General features: G+C 73.3%; 14 protein-coding genes and 1 tRNA gene. 9 read left to right on the top strand and 6 right to left on the bottom strand.

Features of this window, described 5'->3' with window-relative positions; translation table 11 throughout:
* Positions 1 to 176 precede the first annotated feature (176 nt).
* Positions 177 to 365 (top strand): hypothetical protein, encoded by a 189-nt coding sequence (locus tag J2X64_RS09090; protein WP_310152678.1) that lies wholly within the window; start codon positions 177 to 179, stop codon positions 363 to 365.
* Between the two features lie 90 nt (positions 366 to 455).
* Here the strand turns inward: J2X64_RS09090 and J2X64_RS09085 are convergent, their stop codons facing one another.
* Positions 456 to 2,588, bottom strand: coding sequence for a hypothetical protein (locus J2X64_RS09085; protein WP_310152675.1), 2,133 nt, complete (start codon positions 2,586 to 2,588; stop codon positions 456 to 458).
* A 156-nt stretch (positions 2,589 to 2,744) separates the two neighbouring features.
* Here J2X64_RS09085 and J2X64_RS09080 point away from each other — a divergent pair, with 156 nt between their 5' ends.
* Together J2X64_RS09080 and J2X64_RS09075 are read left to right on the top strand one after the other, a co-directional pair.
* Positions 2,745 to 3,608: an SDR family oxidoreductase gene (locus J2X64_RS09080; protein WP_310152672.1), complete on the top strand. Its 864-nt coding sequence runs from the start codon at positions 2,745 to 2,747 to the stop codon at positions 3,606 to 3,608.
* A gap of 97 nt (positions 3,609 to 3,705) precedes the next feature.
* Positions 3,706 to 3,987, top strand: a complete 282-nt coding sequence (locus tag J2X64_RS09075) for an SHOCT domain-containing protein (RefSeq protein ID WP_310152670.1) — start codon at positions 3,706 to 3,708, stop codon at positions 3,985 to 3,987.
* 99 nt (positions 3,988 to 4,086) lie between these two features.
* Here the strand turns inward: J2X64_RS09075 and J2X64_RS09070 are convergent.
* Positions 4,087 to 4,159 (bottom strand) — tRNA-Arg (locus J2X64_RS09070).
* A 474-nt stretch (positions 4,160 to 4,633) separates the two neighbouring features.
* Here J2X64_RS09070 and J2X64_RS09065 point away from each other — a divergent pair.
* Positions 4,634 to 6,469 carry a phosphoenolpyruvate carboxykinase (GTP) gene (locus tag J2X64_RS09065; protein ID WP_310152668.1) on the top strand — a complete coding sequence of 612 codons (1,836 nt, stop codon included), beginning with the start codon at positions 4,634 to 4,636 and terminating at the stop codon, positions 6,467 to 6,469.
* A 98-nt stretch (positions 6,470 to 6,567) separates the two neighbouring features.
* Complete coding sequence (locus tag J2X64_RS09060; protein ID WP_310152667.1) at positions 6,568 to 8,034, top strand: hypothetical protein; 1,467 nt, start codon at positions 6,568 to 6,570, stop codon at positions 8,032 to 8,034.
* Between the two features lie 5 nt (positions 8,035 to 8,039).
* Here the strand turns inward: J2X64_RS09060 and J2X64_RS09055 are convergent, their stop codons facing one another.
* Together J2X64_RS09055 and J2X64_RS09050 are read right to left on the bottom strand one after the other, a co-directional pair.
* Positions 8,040 to 8,192, bottom strand: a complete 153-nt coding sequence (locus J2X64_RS09055) for a hypothetical protein (protein WP_310152664.1) — start codon at positions 8,190 to 8,192, stop codon at positions 8,040 to 8,042.
* A complete protein-coding gene (locus tag J2X64_RS09050; RefSeq protein WP_310152661.1) occupies positions 8,189 to 8,818 on the bottom strand; it encodes a hypothetical protein in 630 nt (209 codons plus the stop codon). The genes J2X64_RS09055 and J2X64_RS09050 overlap by 4 nt, the downstream gene beginning before the upstream one ends.
* A gap of 173 nt (positions 8,819 to 8,991) precedes the next feature.
* Between J2X64_RS09050 and J2X64_RS09045 the strand changes: the two genes are divergently transcribed.
* On the top strand, positions 8,992 to 9,720 hold the full coding sequence (locus J2X64_RS09045; RefSeq protein WP_310152659.1) for a response regulator transcription factor: 729 nt from the start codon (positions 8,992 to 8,994) through the stop codon (positions 9,718 to 9,720).
* Entirely contained in the window at positions 9,717 to 11,186 is a 1,470-nt protein-coding gene (locus J2X64_RS09040) for a HAMP domain-containing sensor histidine kinase (protein WP_310152656.1), read from the top strand. Before J2X64_RS09045 ends, J2X64_RS09040 begins: the two co-directional genes overlap by 4 nt.
* Positions 11,187 to 11,229: 43 nt before the next feature.
* Here J2X64_RS09040 and J2X64_RS09035 read toward each other — a convergent pair whose 3' ends face one another.
* Entirely contained in the window at positions 11,230 to 12,087 is an 858-nt protein-coding gene (locus J2X64_RS09035; protein WP_310152653.1) for a maleylpyruvate isomerase family mycothiol-dependent enzyme, read from the bottom strand.
* Between the two features lie 129 nt (positions 12,088 to 12,216).
* Here J2X64_RS09035 and J2X64_RS09030 point away from each other — a divergent pair, with 129 nt between their 5' ends.
* Both J2X64_RS09030 and J2X64_RS09025 read left to right on the top strand, forming a co-directional pair.
* Positions 12,217 to 14,334, top strand: coding sequence for a glycosyltransferase family 39 protein (locus tag J2X64_RS09030; protein WP_310152651.1), 2,118 nt, complete (start codon positions 12,217 to 12,219; stop codon positions 14,332 to 14,334).
* A complete protein-coding gene (locus J2X64_RS09025) occupies positions 14,334 to 15,689 on the top strand; it encodes a bifunctional glycosyltransferase family 2/GtrA family protein (RefSeq protein WP_310153192.1) in 1,356 nt (451 codons plus the stop codon). The genes J2X64_RS09030 and J2X64_RS09025 overlap by 1 nt, the downstream gene beginning before the upstream one ends.
* Positions 15,690 to 15,740: 51 nt before the next feature.
* Here the strand turns inward: J2X64_RS09025 and J2X64_RS09020 are convergent, their stop codons facing one another.
* A complete protein-coding gene (locus J2X64_RS09020) occupies positions 15,741 to 16,199 on the bottom strand; it encodes a DUF4333 domain-containing protein (RefSeq protein WP_310152649.1) in 459 nt (152 codons plus the stop codon).
* Between the last annotated feature and the right edge of the window lie 231 nt (positions 16,200 to 16,430).

Here is a 16,430-nt window from a genome sequence, read left to right as displayed (position 1 = left end):
CGAAGACCACCCGGCACACCCCGCCCCGCCGCGGCGACCACGGCCCCCCGGCTGCCCGCCGCGCGCTCGGGCTCGTTCGCGACGGTCCTCCTGCGGATGCCTGTGGTCAAGAGCCGCAGGGTCGTATGCCGGTGATGTCCGTGAAGTCCCGTGGACACGCGGCATACGCTGGCCCCATGACCCGACCACTCGCCCTGGCACTCGGGGGCGCAGTCTTCGCCGTCGGCGTCCTGTGGACCCTCCAGGGCCTGGGCGTGGTCGGCGGCAGCCCGATGACGGGCGTGACGCTGTGGGCCGTGGTCGGCCCGGTGGTCGCCCTCATCGGCCTCGTGCTGGCGCTCCGGGGAGCCCGGCTCCGCCGCTGACGGACGCGCCGCCGAGGGGTCCGCGAGGGTGGGCCGACGACGGCTCCGCCGCCGGGCAGGCGCGGTTGACGGCCGCGCCAGGAAGCGGCCTCAGCGCGAGACGGCGGTGAGCGCGTCGACGAAGACCTGGGCGCCGGCCTTGACCCGCTCGGTGTGCCTCGCCTGGTTCCAGGCGTCCCACCGGACCCGCAGCTCGGCCTTCCCACCCGGGCCGGCGTCGACGACGACACCGATGTCCTGCACCGGGACGGCGACGGCACGTCCGTCCCTGGGCACGACCGCCGTCTTCGAGGACGGGTCGCCCAGCCCGAGCATCGACCAGGGGAGCCGCAGCGTGAGCTGCTTCCCGCTGAGCTGCCAGGTCGCCCGGTCGTCGAAGCCGCTGGTGGCGGGGTCCCAGGAGCCGCGACGCAGGTGGCCGACCTCGAGGAACTCCGCGGGGCTGTGCTGGCGGGTCAGGGGGAGGACGAACGGCCGGTTGGTGGTCAGCCGCTCCAGCGACCAGCCGTCGGCGCCGGCCTTCGGCACCGAGCTCGCGGGGAGGCCGTCCAGCCGCACCGGGTCGATCGCCCCGTCGACGACCATCGTGGCCGTCTGCGCCGCCGGGTCGACGGTGACGGCGTAGTCCTCGATGCCCGCGGCCCTGGTCGAGCCGCCGGGGAGGGCGAGGCCGCCGGGGACGACGTCGAAGCCGATGCGCACGGGCGTGGTCGGCGCCTTCCCGAGGTCGAGGGTGAGGTGGACGTACGACTCGTCGTGGTCGACGGCGACCCGCTGGACGCCGGTGCGCGACTCCCACGGGACGCTCCGACCCACCCTCGACGGGTCCTGGGCGACCAGGCCGAAGTGCTGCTCGTTGGTGAGCGGGTCGTGCCAGACGGACCGGCGCTCGCCGTCGACGACCGACTGGCGGGAAAGGGTGTTCCAGGTGAACTTGAACCACTCGTCGACCCAGGAGAAGAGCAGTCCGCCCGCGAGCCCGGCGTCCTTGAAGGACCGCAGCATCGCCGCGTCCATCGAGAGCGCCTCCTGCTCGCTGTGGTCGCCCTGGTCCCGGCCCTTGGTGCCGGCGTGGGCCGACCCGAGCGAGGAGGGCACGCCGAACTCGCTGACGAGCAGGGGCATGCGCGGGGCGAAGTGCCGCTTCAGGTCGAGCAGGTAGGCGAGGTACGGGTCGTCGGCCTTCGCGTAGGCGGGCTGGTGCCGCAGGAAGTCCGGGTAGTACGGGTAGGCGTGGAAGCTGGCGAACGTCCCGCCGGGCCACGCCGTCGTCGGCAGCACGTGGTTGGCGTCGACGCCGACGGCGTCCTCGCTGGTGAGCGGCTCGGCCGGGTGGCGCAGCGGGTCGGTCGTCGGCCAGTTGACGAACGCGATGGGAGCCGAGACGCCGCGGGCCGCTTCGTGCGTCGCGAGCTCGTCCATGCGCGCGGCCAGCCAGCGCTCGGTCGGGGTGGCGCCGGCCGTGTTGGCGAAGTACCGGCCCCGGTGCAGCGGCTTCGAGGTGTTGCGGGCGTCGGAGGCGCGGGTGGCATACCCGTCCCACTCCATGCCGACGATCCAGGCCGAGACCCACGGCGACACGTCGGCCGTCCAGCTGCCGCCGGCGCGCCCGGTCCGCGGGGCGCGCGTGAGGTCGCCGTGCACGGCCGCGGACGCGTCCCGCAGCTCGGCGCCCATCGCGGCGGTGGGACCGGCAGCGAAGAGGTCGCGGGTGCGCACGTAGGACTCGTCCGACAGGTAGACGCCCTGCACCAGGTAGATGGGCGCGTCCTGGTGCGCCTCGTTGTACGCCTCGAGCTCCTCGTACATCGCCGGCGGGTGGATCGTGTAGACGCGCAGCGTGTGCACGCCCATCTGGCCCATCTGGGCGAACCAGCGGCGGTACTCCTCGCGGCTGATCGCGAGCTCGCCCGGGCTGTGGCCGGGGGTGGTGCTGCCGAGGTTGACGCCGGACCAGAAGTCGACGTCCCCGTGCGCCGTGTGCAGCAGCAGGCGGTCCCCCTTCGCGGCGGCGACGGTCGACAGCCCGCCGGTGGTCGCGGGGTCCGGGGCCCACGAGCGCGGGTCGGCGGGTGCCGGCTTCCAGCTCGCGGGAGCCGCCGCCACGACCGTGGTCGCCTTCGCCGGCGCGGGGTCCGTGGTGCAGGCGGCCAGGGTGGCGAGCGCGAGGACGCCCGCGAGGGCGGCGGACCCGGACAGTGCCCGTCGCGGGGCAGGCGTCATCGTGCGTCCTTGCTGGAGGTGGCGGGGTTGGTCGCGACCGTATGCCGGGCAGCCCCCGGATCCCGCCGGATGCGCCCGTTTCCGGCCGTTCGGCCGAGGACGCGCTGCCCGAGCGTGCCAGGCATACGGCGGACGCCACCGGGGTAGGACGCGGACATGAGCGAACGCGCAGACCTCTCGTCGATCCCCGCCCAGCAGCAGGAGTGGCCCGGCAGCCTCGCCGCGCTGGACCCGCGACCCGACCACGGCGAGACCTCCTGGGAGGGCCGGGGACGGCTCACCGGGCGGCGCGCCCTCGTCACCGGTGGCGACTCCGGCATCGGCCGGGCCACCGCCATCGCCTTCGCCAAGGAGGGGGCGGACGTCGCGATCGCCCACCTCCCGCAGGAGCAGGCCGACGCCGACGACACGGTCGCGGCCATCCGCGCCGAGGGCCGCACGGGCGTGGGCTTCGCCACCGACCTGCGCGAGCACCAGGCGAACGTCGAGCTCGCCGACACCGCGGTGTCGGCCCTCGGTGGCCTCGACGTGCTCGTCTGCAACGCAGCGTTCCAGATGTCCCACGACGAGCTGCGCGACTTCCCGCCCGACCAGGTCCGGCGGACGTTCGAGACCAATGTCTTCTCGACCTTCTGGCTCGTCCACGAGCTGGCGCCGCACCTGGCCGACGGCGGCAGCATCGTCGTGACGACGTCCGTGCAGGCGTACCAGCCGAGTTCCCACCTGGTCGACTACGCGGCCACCAAGGCGGCCCTGACCAACATGGTGGTCAACCTCGCGCAGGAGCTGGGCGCGCAGGGCACACGGGTCAACGCCGTGGCACCGGGCCCGATCTGGACCCCGCTCATCCCGGCGACGATGTCGGCCGACAAGGTCGAGGGCTTCGGAGCAGACGTGCCGCTGGGCCGGGCCGGGCACCCCGTCGAGGTGGCTGCGGCCTTCGTCTTCCTCGCCTCGGACGAGGCGAGCTACGTGTCCGGGACGGTGCTGGGGGTCACCGGCGGCAAGCCGGTGTTCTGAGCCGGGCCCTTCGGCCCTGTCCCGCGGCGGCACCGTCACCGCACGGTGGGCACAGGACGCCACCGACGCGTCCGGGTGCGAAGGAGCGGAGATCCCGATGATGTACGACGACCGCGGCTGGGGTTGGGGCTGGTGGATGATGGGCGGCGGCCTGCTGCTGCTCCTGCTGGTGCTCGTGGCCGCCGTGGTGGCCATCGTGGTGGCCGGACGCCCGCCGAGGGACACGCACCCGGTGTCCGGCACCCCGCCGGTGCAGGCGCAGGGACCCAGCCGGTCCGACGAGGCCCTGCGTGAGCTCGACCTGCGGTTCGCCCGCGGCGAGGTGGACGAGGACGGGTACCGGCGCACCCGCGACCTGCTCACGCACCCGCCGGCCTAGGTGCCGGCGTCCCCCAGCGTCGCCGGACCCTGACCGGCGACGACAAAGCCCCGGTCGCCTGTGGCGGACCGGGGCTGCGTCGTCTGTCTCAACTCAGAGCGCGCCCGAAGGGATTCGAACCCCTAACCTTCTGATCCGTAGTCAGATGCTCTATCCGTTGAGCTACGGGCGCAGATGTCGCCCCGGCGGATCCTGGTGTCCGTACGCGGAGCAACGACGGGAAAGACTACCGGCTCCCCCGCCCGGCACGAAATCGGGGCCTGCGAGGCCGGCGGTCAGGTGCGCGCACCGCCGTCGGGGCGCCTCTGCCGACGCCACCCCGGCTGCCCACCGCCCGGCACACGGACCGATCCGGCGAGGCACCCGGCGCTCTCCGCGCCATGACGAATCTGCACGAACGACAGGCGAATTCGGCTCGGTTCTTGCAGGCCCTGCAAGAACCGAGCAGGCACCTCGGCGCTACCCGTCGGTTGTGAGGCTTTTCACGAGCGCTGCCCTGCATCTGCGGTACCGACCCCCTCCGCCGTGGGCGTACCTTGGCCGGATCAGCAGCGTTCACCATGTGGACATCACCCGATGTCGCGTGGACGCACCACCGCACGAACCGCGGCGAGGGATCTGCGGGACGAAAGGGACGGCCGATCACATGACGACCGAGGCGACTCAGACCGACCAGCGCGCAGGGGGGACGACGCACGCCAGGCTGCAGGCGTGGGTCGACGAGGTGGCCGCGCTGACCACCCCCGACTCCATCGAGTGGGTCACCGGCTCCGACGCCGAGTGGACCCGCCTCACCGACAAGCTCGTCGAGGCCGGCACGTTCGTGCGCCTGGACGAGTCGAAGAAGCCGAACAGCTTCTACGCCGCGTCCGACCCGATCGACGTCGCCCGGGTCGAGGACCGCACGTTCATCTGCTCCCGCGAGGAGAAGGACTCCGGGCCCACCAACAACTGGATGGACCCGGAGAAGATGAAGGACCTCATGCGTGGCCTGTACAAGGGCAGCATGAAGGGCCGGACGATGTACGTCATCCCGTTCGTCATGGGCCACCTCAACGCCGAGAACCCGATGTTCGGCGTCGAGATCACCGACTCCGAGTACGTCGTGGTGTCGATGCGGGTCATGGCCCGCTGCGGCGTCAACGTCCTGCGCCGGATCGAGGAGCTGGGCGAGGAGGCGCGCTACGTCCCCGCGCTGCACTCCCTCGGCGCCCCGCTCGAGCCCGGCCAGGCCGACGTGCCGTGGCCGTGCAACGACGAGAAGTACATCGTCCAGTTCCCCGAGGAGCGGATGATCTGGTCCTACGGCTCGGGCTACGGCGGCAACGCCCTGCTGGGCAAGAAGTGCTACTCGCTGCGCATCGCCTCGGTCATGGCGCGCGACGAGGGCTGGCTCGCCGAGCACATGCTCATCCTCAAGCTCATCTCCCCCGAGCAGCAGGTCTACTACGTCGCGGCCGCCTTCCCGTCTGCGTGCGGCAAGACGAACCTGGCGATGCTCGCCCCGACCATCCCCGGCTGGAAGGTCGAGACCCTCGGCGACGACATCGCCTGGATGCGCTTCGGCGAGGACGGCCGGCTGTATGCCGTGAACCCCGAGTTCGGGTTCTTCGGCGTCGCGCCGGGCACCAACGAGCACACCAACCCCAACGCGATGAAGACCATCAACAAGGGCAACTCGGTCTTCACCAACGTCGCGCTGACCGATGACGGCGACGTGTGGTGGGAGGGCCTCGAGAACACCCCGGCCCACGCCACGAGCTGGAAGAAGCAGGACTGGACGCCGGACTCCGAGGAGCTGTCGTCCCACCCGAACAGCCGGTACTGCACCCCGATCGAGCAGTGCGACATCCTCGCCGAGGAGTACTACGACCCCAGGGGCGTGCCGATCTCGGCGATCTTCTTCGGCGGCCGCCGCAAGACGACCGTGCCGCTGGTGACCGAGTCCCGCGACTGGGTGCACGGCACGTTCATGGGCGCGACGCTCTCCTCCGAGACCACCGCCGCCGCGACCGGCCAGGTCGGCGTCGTGCGCCGCGACCCGATGGCGATGCTGCCCTTCATCGGCTACAACGCCGGCGACTACTTCCAGCACTGGATCAACCTCGGCAAGGACGCCGACGCGGCCAAGCTGCCGAAGATCTTCTACGTCAACTGGTTCCGCCGCGACGAGGACGACAACTTCCTGTGGCCCGGGTTCGGCGAGAACAGCCGCGTGCTGAAGTGGGCGATCGAGCGGATCGAGGGCAAGGCCGCCGCGGTCGAGACCCCGATCGGCCACGTCCCCACGCCGGAGTCGCTCGACACCGACGGCCTGGACATGTCCGACGCCGAGCTCGAGCAGGCGCTCGCGGTCGACGCCGAGGAGTGGAAGGCCGAGATCCCGCAGATCGAGGAGTGGTTCGCCAAGTTCGGCGAGACCCTGCCGACGCAGCTGCAGGTGGAGCTCGACGGGCTGAAGGCGCGCCTTGGAGTCGAGTAGGCCCGCGGGCACGACGTGACCTGAGCGCCCGAGGGGCCCGGAACCGAGACGGTTCCGGGCCCTTCGGCGTTTCCGGCGGCACCCGGCATACTCGCGCCATGGCTTCCAGTGGCGTGGTGTTCCCCGAGGTCGACGGCCGGCGCAGCACCTCGGCGCTGGGACGCGGTGTCGTCGCGGACGCGCTGCGGGAGGTCGACCCGGTCGGGGCGGCGGCCGCCGAGCGGGAGACGAACTGGCGGCAGGCCTACCTGACCCACTTCCGCCGGCTCGTCGAGGCCGGGCTGCTGCGCGACGGCGAGGCGGCGGTCGACATCGCGCGCGCCGGGCTGGACTCGCTGCACGCCCGCATGCGCGCGACCGGTCCGAACGGCGAGGTGCCGCTCGACGCGGTCTTCGAGCAGCCGGTCGACGTCCCGTTCGAGACCGCCACGGTGCGCGGAACCCAGCGCCCTGCGCGCGAGCTCACCCTGCCGCTGCACGGCCGGCGCCTGGGCGGCGACGAGCTGCGCCGCCAGCTCGACGACTGGCTGTGGCGCGGGATCATGGAGCCCTCGGCCACCGAGGCCGTGCACGAGGTACTGGCGAACCCGGACTGGCTCGACCTGTCCGACCTGCGCCTCGTGGTGCTCGGCGCGGGCGCGGAGATGGGCCCGCTGCGCAGCGTCCTGTCGTGGGGCGGCGACGTCGTGGCGGTCGACCTGCCGCGGCCGGACCTCTGGCGCCGGGTGCTCGACGTCGCCGGCGGCTCGGCCGGCACCCTCCACCTGCCGGTCACCGGCGGCACGGCGTGGTCCGCCGGTGACCTGCACGAGCACGCCGGCGCGGACCTGCTCCACTCCCTGCCCGCGGTCGCGCAGTGGCTGCGTGGCGTCGAGGGACGCCTGGTGCTCGGCAACTACGTGTATGCCGACGGCGCCACGAACGTGCGCGTCTCCACCGCGGTCGACGCGCTCACCCAGGAGCTGGTCCGGCACCGCCCCGACTCCGCCCTGGGCTTCCTCGCCACCCCCACCGACGTGTTCGCGGTGCCGCGCGACGCCGTCGAGCACTCGGCCCGGGCCTACCGCGAGCCCTCGCGCGGGATGCGGCTCGTGCGGCCGGCCGTGCGGGCGGCGAGCGCTGGCCGCCTCCTGCGTCGCAACTACGCCCCCACCTCGGACCCGGGGATCAACGACAGCTTCATCCCCCAGCAGGGGCCCAACTACGCGCTGGCCAAGCGGCTGCAGCGGTGGCGCGCGACGACGGCGCGGCGCGAGGGGCTCACGGTGTCGCTGAACGTCGCACCGCCGACCCGCACGCGGTCGGTCGTGAAGAACCGGGCGCTCGCCAGCGCGTACGCCGGGGCGCACCGGTTCGGCATCGAGGTGTTCGAGCCCGCCACGAGCAACACGCTCATGGCCGCCCTCCTCGTGCACGACCTGCGCACCGCCCCGACGCCACCGCAGGCGCCGTGGCGGGAGGAGGCCCAGGGCGCCGTCCACGGCGGGCTGTGGCGCACGCCGTACGACCCGCGCAGCGCGCTCGGCCTCGCGGTCGTGCTGGGCCTCGGCGGCGCCCGCGGCTGACCCGGCTAGCGCCGCTGCGACGACAACGGTCGCACCGAGCCGCAGACCGGGAAGGTGCTGAGGTCCTTGGCGCGTGCCGGCCTGCCGGGGACGACGCGGTGCACGACCCGGCCGTGGTGCCCGCGCAGCAGCACCACCCGGGCCAGCAGGGCGGTCACGACGTCCTCGCGGGCGCGCCCTGGTCGTCGTCGTCGTCTCTCGGGCCACCGGGGAAGCCCTGCTGGGCGGGGAACTGTCCCTGGCCCTGCTGGGCGGGGAGCTGACCCTGGCCCTGCTGGGCGGGGAGCTGTCCCTGGCCCTGCTGGGCGGGGAGCTGTCCCTGGCCCTGCTGGGTCAGGCGGCCCGGGCCGGCGCCGGTCCCCTGCTGGGTCCCGGCGCCCTGCTGGCCGAACCCACCGCGACCGCCGGGGCCGAACTGGCCGTTCTGGAAGCCACGGCCGTCCTGGACCGAGCTGCCAGCCGGGAGCATCGCCGCGGCAGCCACTCCGCCCATCGAGGAGATCCCGATGGCGAGCGCGGCGGCGATGGCCGTCTTTCGCCCCGACCAGGTCGGCGGGTCGAGGGCCGGGGCCGTGGTGGCGCCGGCCACCTCGGGGGGCGTCCCGTCCGCCGCCGGCACGTGGAGATGGGCGGCCTCCCCGGGCGGCGCCTGCACGCCTGCCGCGGAGGCCGTGGCGGGCGGCGCCGTGGGAGCGGGAGCCGGCTCACCGGCATACGGCATGGTGCGGGTGGTGGCCCACGGCACCTGGACGGTGTCGTCGGAAGGCGGGGTGCGCTGGGTCATCGGTGCCTCCACGAGGTAGTCGGTCGTGGAACCGAGAGTCGGGCTGCGTGCTGTGGCGGGGCTGTGACCGGGGTATCGGCGTCCTGAGTCCTCGGCACAGAGGGCTCACAGGATCCGCACAGGCTTCACCGCGCGGCCTCACATGGTTCGGGTGTTTCCTAGGGGCCATGAACATGCAGCAGCAGACGAACCCGCGCCTCCAGCGCCTGGACGGCTCACCGGTGCGGGTCCTCGTCGTCGACGACGAGAGCAACCTCACCGAGCTGCTCTCGATGGCGCTGCGGTACGAGGGGTGGGAGGTCCGCACCGCCGCCAACGGCCAGCAGGCCGTGCGGGTCGCGCGCGAGTTCCAGCCCGACGCGGTCGCCCTCGACATGATGCTGCCCGACTTCGACGGCCTCGAGGTGCTGCGCCGCATGCGCGGGGACAACGCCAACATCCCCGTCCTCTTCCTCACGGCCAAGGACGCGGTCGAGGACCGCGTGGCCGGGCTGACCGCGGGTGGCGACGACTACGTCACCAAGCCGTTCAGCCTGGAGGAGGTCGTCGCCCGGCTGCGCGCCCTCATGCGCCGCACCGCCGTCGTCGCGGACGAGTCGTCCTCGATGCTCGTCGTCGGCGACCTCACCATGGACGAGGACAGCCACGAGGTCACCCGCGCCGGCGAGCAGGTCCAGCTGACCGCCACCGAGTTCGAGCTGCTGCGCTACCTCATGCGCAACCCCAAGCGGGTGCTGTCCAAGGCGCAGATCCTCGACCGCGTCTGGAACTACGACTTCGGCGGCCAGGCCAACGTCGTCGAGCTCTACATCTCCTACCTGCGCAAGAAGATCGACGCCGGTCGCGAGCCCATGATCCACACCATGCGCGGCGTCGGGTACGTCCTCAAGCCCACGTCATGAGCCCTGCTGCTGCCGTGGGCTCGGCCCGCGCGCGGATCCGCCCCTCCACCTGGTCGCTGGGCACCAAGCTCGTCGCGACCGTCGTCGGCCTGTTCCTCGTCGTCACGCTGGCGACCTCCGCGCTGACGGTGCTTCTCCTGCGCGGCTACCTCGAGAACCGGCTCGACCAGGACCTGCGCACCAGCGTGGTCCGGCTCGGCGGCGGCCCCGACGACGGCGACGGCGACAACCGCGGCCGACCCCCGGCGGCCCCGGGTGGCGGCGGCCGCTTCCTCACCCTGATCATGTCCGGCAGCGGCACGGTCGTCGGGAACAGGGTCGTCACCGGCAGCTCCGACTACGGCACCCTCACCGACGCCCAGGTCCGCCAGGTCGACAGCGCCGGGATCGGCCCCGCCCCACAGACCCTCGACGTCAAGGGGCTCGGCGAGTACCGCCTCATCTCCCGCCAGACCCCGACCGGCGCCGTCGTCATCACCGGCCTGCCGCTGTCGAGCGTCACCGAGACCGTCAACCAGGTCGTCACGCTCGTCGCGGCCGGCACCATCATCGGCTTCGTCCTCGTCAGCACCGGCGGCCTGTGGCTCGTGCGGCGCAACCTCGCCCCGCTGCAGCGCGTCGCCCACACCGCGACGAGCGTCTCGCACCTCAAGCTCGACTCCGGCGACGTCGCCCTCGCGCAGCGGGTGCCGGACGCCGACACCGACCCACGGACGGAGGTCGGACAGGTCGGGCTCGCGCTGAACAGCATGCTCGACAACGTCGAGGGCGCTCTCCAGGCTCGGCACGAGAGCGAGCAGCGGGTGCGGCAGTTCGTCGCGGACGCCTCGCACGAGCTGCGGACCCCCCTCGCCTCCATCCGTGGGTATGCCGAGCTGTCGCGTCGCGAGCGCGAGCCGGTGCCCGCGTCGGTGACCCACGCACTGGCGCGCGTGGAGTCCGAGGCCCTTCGGATGCAGGGTCTCGTGGAGGACCTGCTGCTCCTGGCGCGGCTCGACGCCGGCCGCCCGCTCGAGCGCAAGCCCGTCGACCTGTCGCTGCTGGCGATGGACGCCGTGAGCGACGCGCACGCCGCCGCCCCCGACCACCGCTGGGAGCTCGACCTGCCCGACGAGCCGGTCGAGGTGAGTGGCGACCAGGCGCGGCTGCACCAGGTCGTGGCCAACCTGCTCGCCAACGCGAGGACCCACACGCCGGCGGGCACGAAGGTCGTGACGTCCGTGCAGCCCGACGACTCGTGGGTGCGGATCAGCGTCGCCGACGACGGACCCGGCATCCCGGAGTCCCTGCAGCGGAACGTGTTCCAGCGCTTCACGCGCGGCGACGACTCCCGCAACCGGGCCGCCGGCTCGACCGGCCTCGGCCTGTCGATCGTCGACGCCGTGGCGAAGTCGCACGGTGGCCGGGTCGAGCTCGCCAGCCGCCCGGGTGAGACCCGGTTCTCGGTGCTCCTGCCGGTCGGCTGACCCACCACACAGGGGTGTGCGGCGCGGGTGGCTCAGGCCCTCGTCACTCGGGCACCCAGGCGATCAGCTGGTCGAACACCTCGACGTTGCCGTCGATCGGCATCTCGTCCACGCTCCTGCGGCCGTACATGAAGAGGACGACGTCCGAGGCGCAGGCCTGGGCGGAGACGTCCGCAGGCTGCTGCGGCCCACCCTGCCCGGCCGGCGCGGCCAGCCGCTCCGCGCGGGCGCCGTCGCCGGACAGGTGGAGCCGCCACGCACGACCCTCGGTCACGACGTAGTCGAGGGTCGCCGGGTCGTGCGGCCAGGGGCTGGTCGTCGCGTTGCAGGTCGCGAGGAACTCCTCGACGCCGTCGAGCGCCACCTCGGTGGGCAGCGACCCCGTGCCGTGGACGGTGAGCTCGGCGTCGTACGTGTGGACCGCGACCTCCTGGAGCTGGTGGCGGGCCACGGCCGCGCAGGTGCTCGGGGACTGCGAGTCGCCCCACCAGGTCCAGCACACCCGGTCGGGGCCGGCCTCGGCGAGCGCGTCGAGCAGGAGCCGGGTCGACTCCACCAGCCACTCCACGAGCGTTCCGCGGTCGTCCGGCGGGAGCGTGGGGTCGGCGGGAGCCGCCTTGCCGGTCGCAGCCGGGCCGGCAGCGACCGTGGCGGCCCAGGCCCGCCGGCCGGTGCCGATGTGGTGGGCCAGGTCGAGGAGGGTCCACTCCGGGCAGGTGGGCACCTGCGCGCCGAGGTCCGGCGCGGCCTCGACAGCGGCACGGAAGGCCGCGGACCGCTCGTCGACCAGCCGCAGCAGGTCGTCGAAGTCGAGGTCCCTGGACGAGAGGTCGTCGGACGAGAGGTCGCCGGAGCCTGAGTCGGCGGACGAGAGGTCGCTGGTGGGGTGGTCGCTGCGCACCGGTGCTGTCTACCAGCGCGGTACCCCTGCGGCCCAGCGGATTTCGGTCGCCACGCTCAGCCGGGCACTCATCCGGCCACCTCAGGGATGCCACAGCAGCCGCACAGTGCCGGCCCCGACGGTGGACCCATGGACACCATGACCCTCCACCGCACCGCGGACGCGGGCGCCCCCGCCGTGCCGCCGCCCACGACAGCCCGGGCCGGCGCGCCCGGGACGCCCTCCAGGATCCGCCGCCTGTGGCGGGGACCCCAGGCCGACCCGGCCTGGGCCCGGCCGGCGCTGCTCGGCCTGCTCCTGGCCACTGCCCTGTTCTACCTCTACGGCCTGACCGCGAACGGCTACGCGAACTCGTTCTACTCGGCGGCCGTCCAGGCGGGCAGCGAGAGCTGGAAGGCGTTCTTCTACGGTTCGTCCGACGCGGGCAACTCGATCACGGTCGACAAGCCGCCGGCCGCGCTGTGGGTGATGGCCCTGTCCGTGCGGCTGCTGGGACTCAGCTCGTTCAGCATCCTGCTCCCCGAGGTCCTCATGGGCGTGGCCACCGTGGGCGTCGTGCATGCCACGGTGAAGCGCTACTGGGGCGCGGCGGCAGGCCTGCTGTCCGGCACCGTCATGGCCCTGACACCCGTGGCCGTCCTGATGTTCCGGTTCAACAACCCCGACGCGCTCCTCGTGCTGCTCATGGCGCTCGGCGCCTGGGCGACGCTGCGGTCGATCGAGCGCGGCTCGGCGCGGTGGTTCGTGCTCGTCGGCGTCCTCATCGGCCTGGGCTTCCTGACCAAGGCGCTGCAGGTGCTGCTCGTCGTCCCCGCGTTCGGCCTGGCCTACGTGCTCTTCGCGGACACCACGCTGCGACGTCGCATCACCGGGGCACTCGCCGGGACCGCCGCCATGGTGCTGTCGGCCGGCTGGTGGGTCGCGATCGTCGAGCTGGTCCCGGCCAGCATGCGGCCGTACATCGGCGGCTCGCAGGACAACTCGTTCCTGTCGGTCACCTTCGGCTACAACGGCCTCGGCCGGATCAGCGGCAACGAGACCGGATCGGTCGGCGGCGGCAACGGGTGGGGTGCCACCGGCATCACGCGGATGTTCTCCAGCGCCATCGGCGGCCAGATCTCCTGGCTCATCCCCTCCGCGCTCGTCCTGCTCGGCGTCGGCCTGTGGCTGCGTGGCCGGGCCCCACGCACGGACCTGCGCCGCGCGGCCTACGTCGTCTGGGGCGGCTGGCTGCTCGTGACGATGGTGACCTTCTCGTTCATGGCGGGGATCTTCCACGAGTACTACACGGTGGCCCTCGCGCCCGCCGTCGCCGCCCTCGTCGGCATGGGTGCGGCCGAGGCCTGGGAGCACCGGCGCCGACCGGTCGGGTCGGTCACGCTCGCCGTGGCCACTGCTGCCGCGGCCACCTGGTCCTTCATCCTGCTCTCGCGGACGGACTGGTCCAGCGTGCTGCGGGTGGGCGTCCTTGCCCTCGGCCTGGCGAGCGCGTTCCTGCTCCTCGCGATCACCCAGCTGCACCGCCGGGCTGTGCCACTGGTCGTGGCCGGCGCGATCGTCGCGGCGCTCGCCGGCCCCGCGGCATACAGCATCGACACGGTGCGCACGGCGCACACCGGCTCCATCGTGACCGCCGGCCCGAACACCGGTCGCGGTGGTCCCGGCGGCGGTGGTCCCGGCGGCAACGGCGGCCCGCCCCAGGGCCTCGGCGCACCGACCGGCACGCAGGGCGGCACGACGCAGGGCGGTACCACCCAGGGGACGGCTCCCGGCGGCACCACGGGTGGCACGACCGGCGGCACGACCGGTCAGGCACGCGGTGGCATGGGCGGGCTGCTGGACGCCTCGACGCCGTCGACCGCGGTCGTGGCCGCACTCTCCGCGAACGCCTCGTCCTACCGGTGGGTGGCCGCGGCGATCGGGTCGCAGAACGCCGCGGGGCTGCAGCTCGGCACGGGCCTGCCGGTCATGGCCATCGGCGGCTTCAACGGCAGCGACCCCTCCCCGACGCTGGCCCAGTTCCAGGAGTACGTCGCCTCCGGGCAGGTCCACTACTTCCTGGCCAGCAGCGGCGGCATGGGCGGCGGGCCCGGCGGGATGGGCAGCTCGGGCACCGGGTCGCAGATCTCGCAGTGGGTGGAGGCCAACTACGCGCAGGTGACCATCGGGGGGCAGACCTTCTACGACCTGACCCAGCCGCTGTCGTCCACCGGCGGCACGGCGTCGACCACCACCCAGGCCTCGTGATGGCCGGCCCGGTGTCCGCGGCTCCCGTCCTCGACGTGGTCGTCCCGGTCCACAACGAGCAGCACACGGTCGGCGCGTGCGTCCGGCGGCTGCACGCCCACCTCGTGCAGACGTTCCCCTACCCCTTCCGGATCACGGTGGCGGACAACGCCAGCACGGACGGCACCGCCGCCGTGGCCCGAGCCCTTGCCGCCGAGCTGCCGGGGGTCGCGCTCGTCGAGCTCGAGCAGAAGGGGCGGGGACGGGCACTGAAGCAGGTGTGGCTGGCCTCGGACGCGCCGATCCTGGCGTACATGGACGTCGACCTGTCGACCGACCTCGACGCCCTCTGGCCGCTGGTCGCACCGCTGATGTCGGGGCACTCGGACCTGGCCATCGGCTCGCGGCTGGCGCGGGGCGCCAGGGTGGTCCGCGGCCTCAAGCGCGAGGTGATCTCGCGGTGCTACAACCTGGTCCTGAGGGGCGCGCTCGGTGCACGGTTCTCCGACGCGCAGTGCGGGTTCAAGGCGATCCGCGCGGACGTCGCGGCCGAGCTGCTACCGATGGTGCAGGACCCGACGTGGTTCTTCGACACCGAGCTGCTCGTGCTCGCGGAGCGGTCGGGCCTGCGGATCCACGAGGTGCCGGTCGACTGGTACGACGACCCCGACTCGCGGGTCGACCTCGTGGCCACGGCGCGGGACGACCTGCGGGGCGTCCGGCGCCTTCGGCGCGACCTGCGCCGGCGCGTCCTCCCCGTCGCGGACGTCGCCCGGCACATGGGCCGGTTCCCCGGGGCGTCCACGGGCGGTGCAGCGGTGGGCGGCGGTGCAGCGGTGGGCGGCGCGTGGCAGCAGGCGCGCCGGTTCGCGGCCGTGGGGGTGCTGTGCACCGTCCTGCACCTGGGCCTGTTCGCGGCGCTGGCCCACCCGGTCGGCTCCACGCAGGCGGCCAACCTGGTGGCACTGCTCCTCGCGACCCTCGTCAACACCGGCCTCAACCGGCGCTGGACGTTCGGCGTGCACGGGCCCGGCCGGGTGCGGCACCAGGTCCAGGGGCTGGCGGTGTTCGGGCTCACGTGGGCGATGACGGCCGGGGCGCTGGGCCTGCTCCACGTCGTCGACGCCCAGCCCTCCACGTTCGTCGCCACGGTGGTGCTGGGAGTGGCGACCGGCCTGTCGACGCTGGTGCGCTTCGTCGCGATGCGCTCGTGGATGTTCCGCCCCGCGGCGGCGACCCCGGCCGGCGAGGCCGACGAGGCCGACGGGACCGGCCCGGCTGGCTCGGGCCTCGCAGACGCGTCCGATCCTGCGGGCATCCCGACCCTCGCGGGGGCAGCGGGCGCGACGGGTCCCGGGCCGGTGCTGCGTCACTGACCCGGATGCGGGTCAGTGACGCAGCACCGACGAAGAGGTACGGGGGCCGTCTCAGATCGGGTTGACGACGAAGCTGCCCTCGGCGTCCTCGAACACCACGAGCAGCGCCCAGTCGGCGTCGCTCACCCGGCCGCGGCAGACGACCACGGTGCCCGCCGAGACGGTCGTGCTCGCAGGGCAGGTGAGCCTGGTGACGTCGCCGCCGTCGTCGGTCACGATGCGGCGCACGCTCGCGGCGAGAGCCTTCCCGTCCACAGTCCCCGACGTGGCGCTGACCGACCCCTCGAGCAGGTCCGACCCGCCACCGCCCGGACCGCCCGTCGCGACGAGGATCCCGAGCACCAGCACCCCGACGAGCGAGAGCGCGCTCATCACCACCGCCGCGACGGCCAGCCCGTTGCGGTTTCGCGGGGCACCCAGCGGGGCGTATGCCGGCGGTGCGGGTGCCGATGCCCACTGCTGGGCAGGCACGGGTGCCGGGAACGGGCTGGGGGCGTACTGGTCGGACATGCGGTCTCCTCCTGGGGTCGGCACAGCATGGCCGGGGCAGGGCACCGTGACAGTGCGGTTTGCCCGGATCGTGACCGAAGGGAGGAGTCCGGTGCGACGTCACCCCGGAGGCGGAGGGACGCCGTCACGTGCGGACGGGTTCGTTCCTCACCCGGCCGCAGGCTCCTCCAGATCCCGCGCGTTCGCCACCCGATGAAGGACCCCGACGAACAGCGTGTCGGGGTCCTTCAT

It is taken from the genome of Phycicoccus sp. 3266, assembly GCF_031456495.1.
In the GTDB taxonomy this organism is placed as follows: Bacteria; Actinomycetota; Actinomycetes; order Actinomycetales; family Dermatophilaceae; genus Pedococcus.
This window is presented reverse-complemented; position numbering and strand designations above follow the sequence as displayed.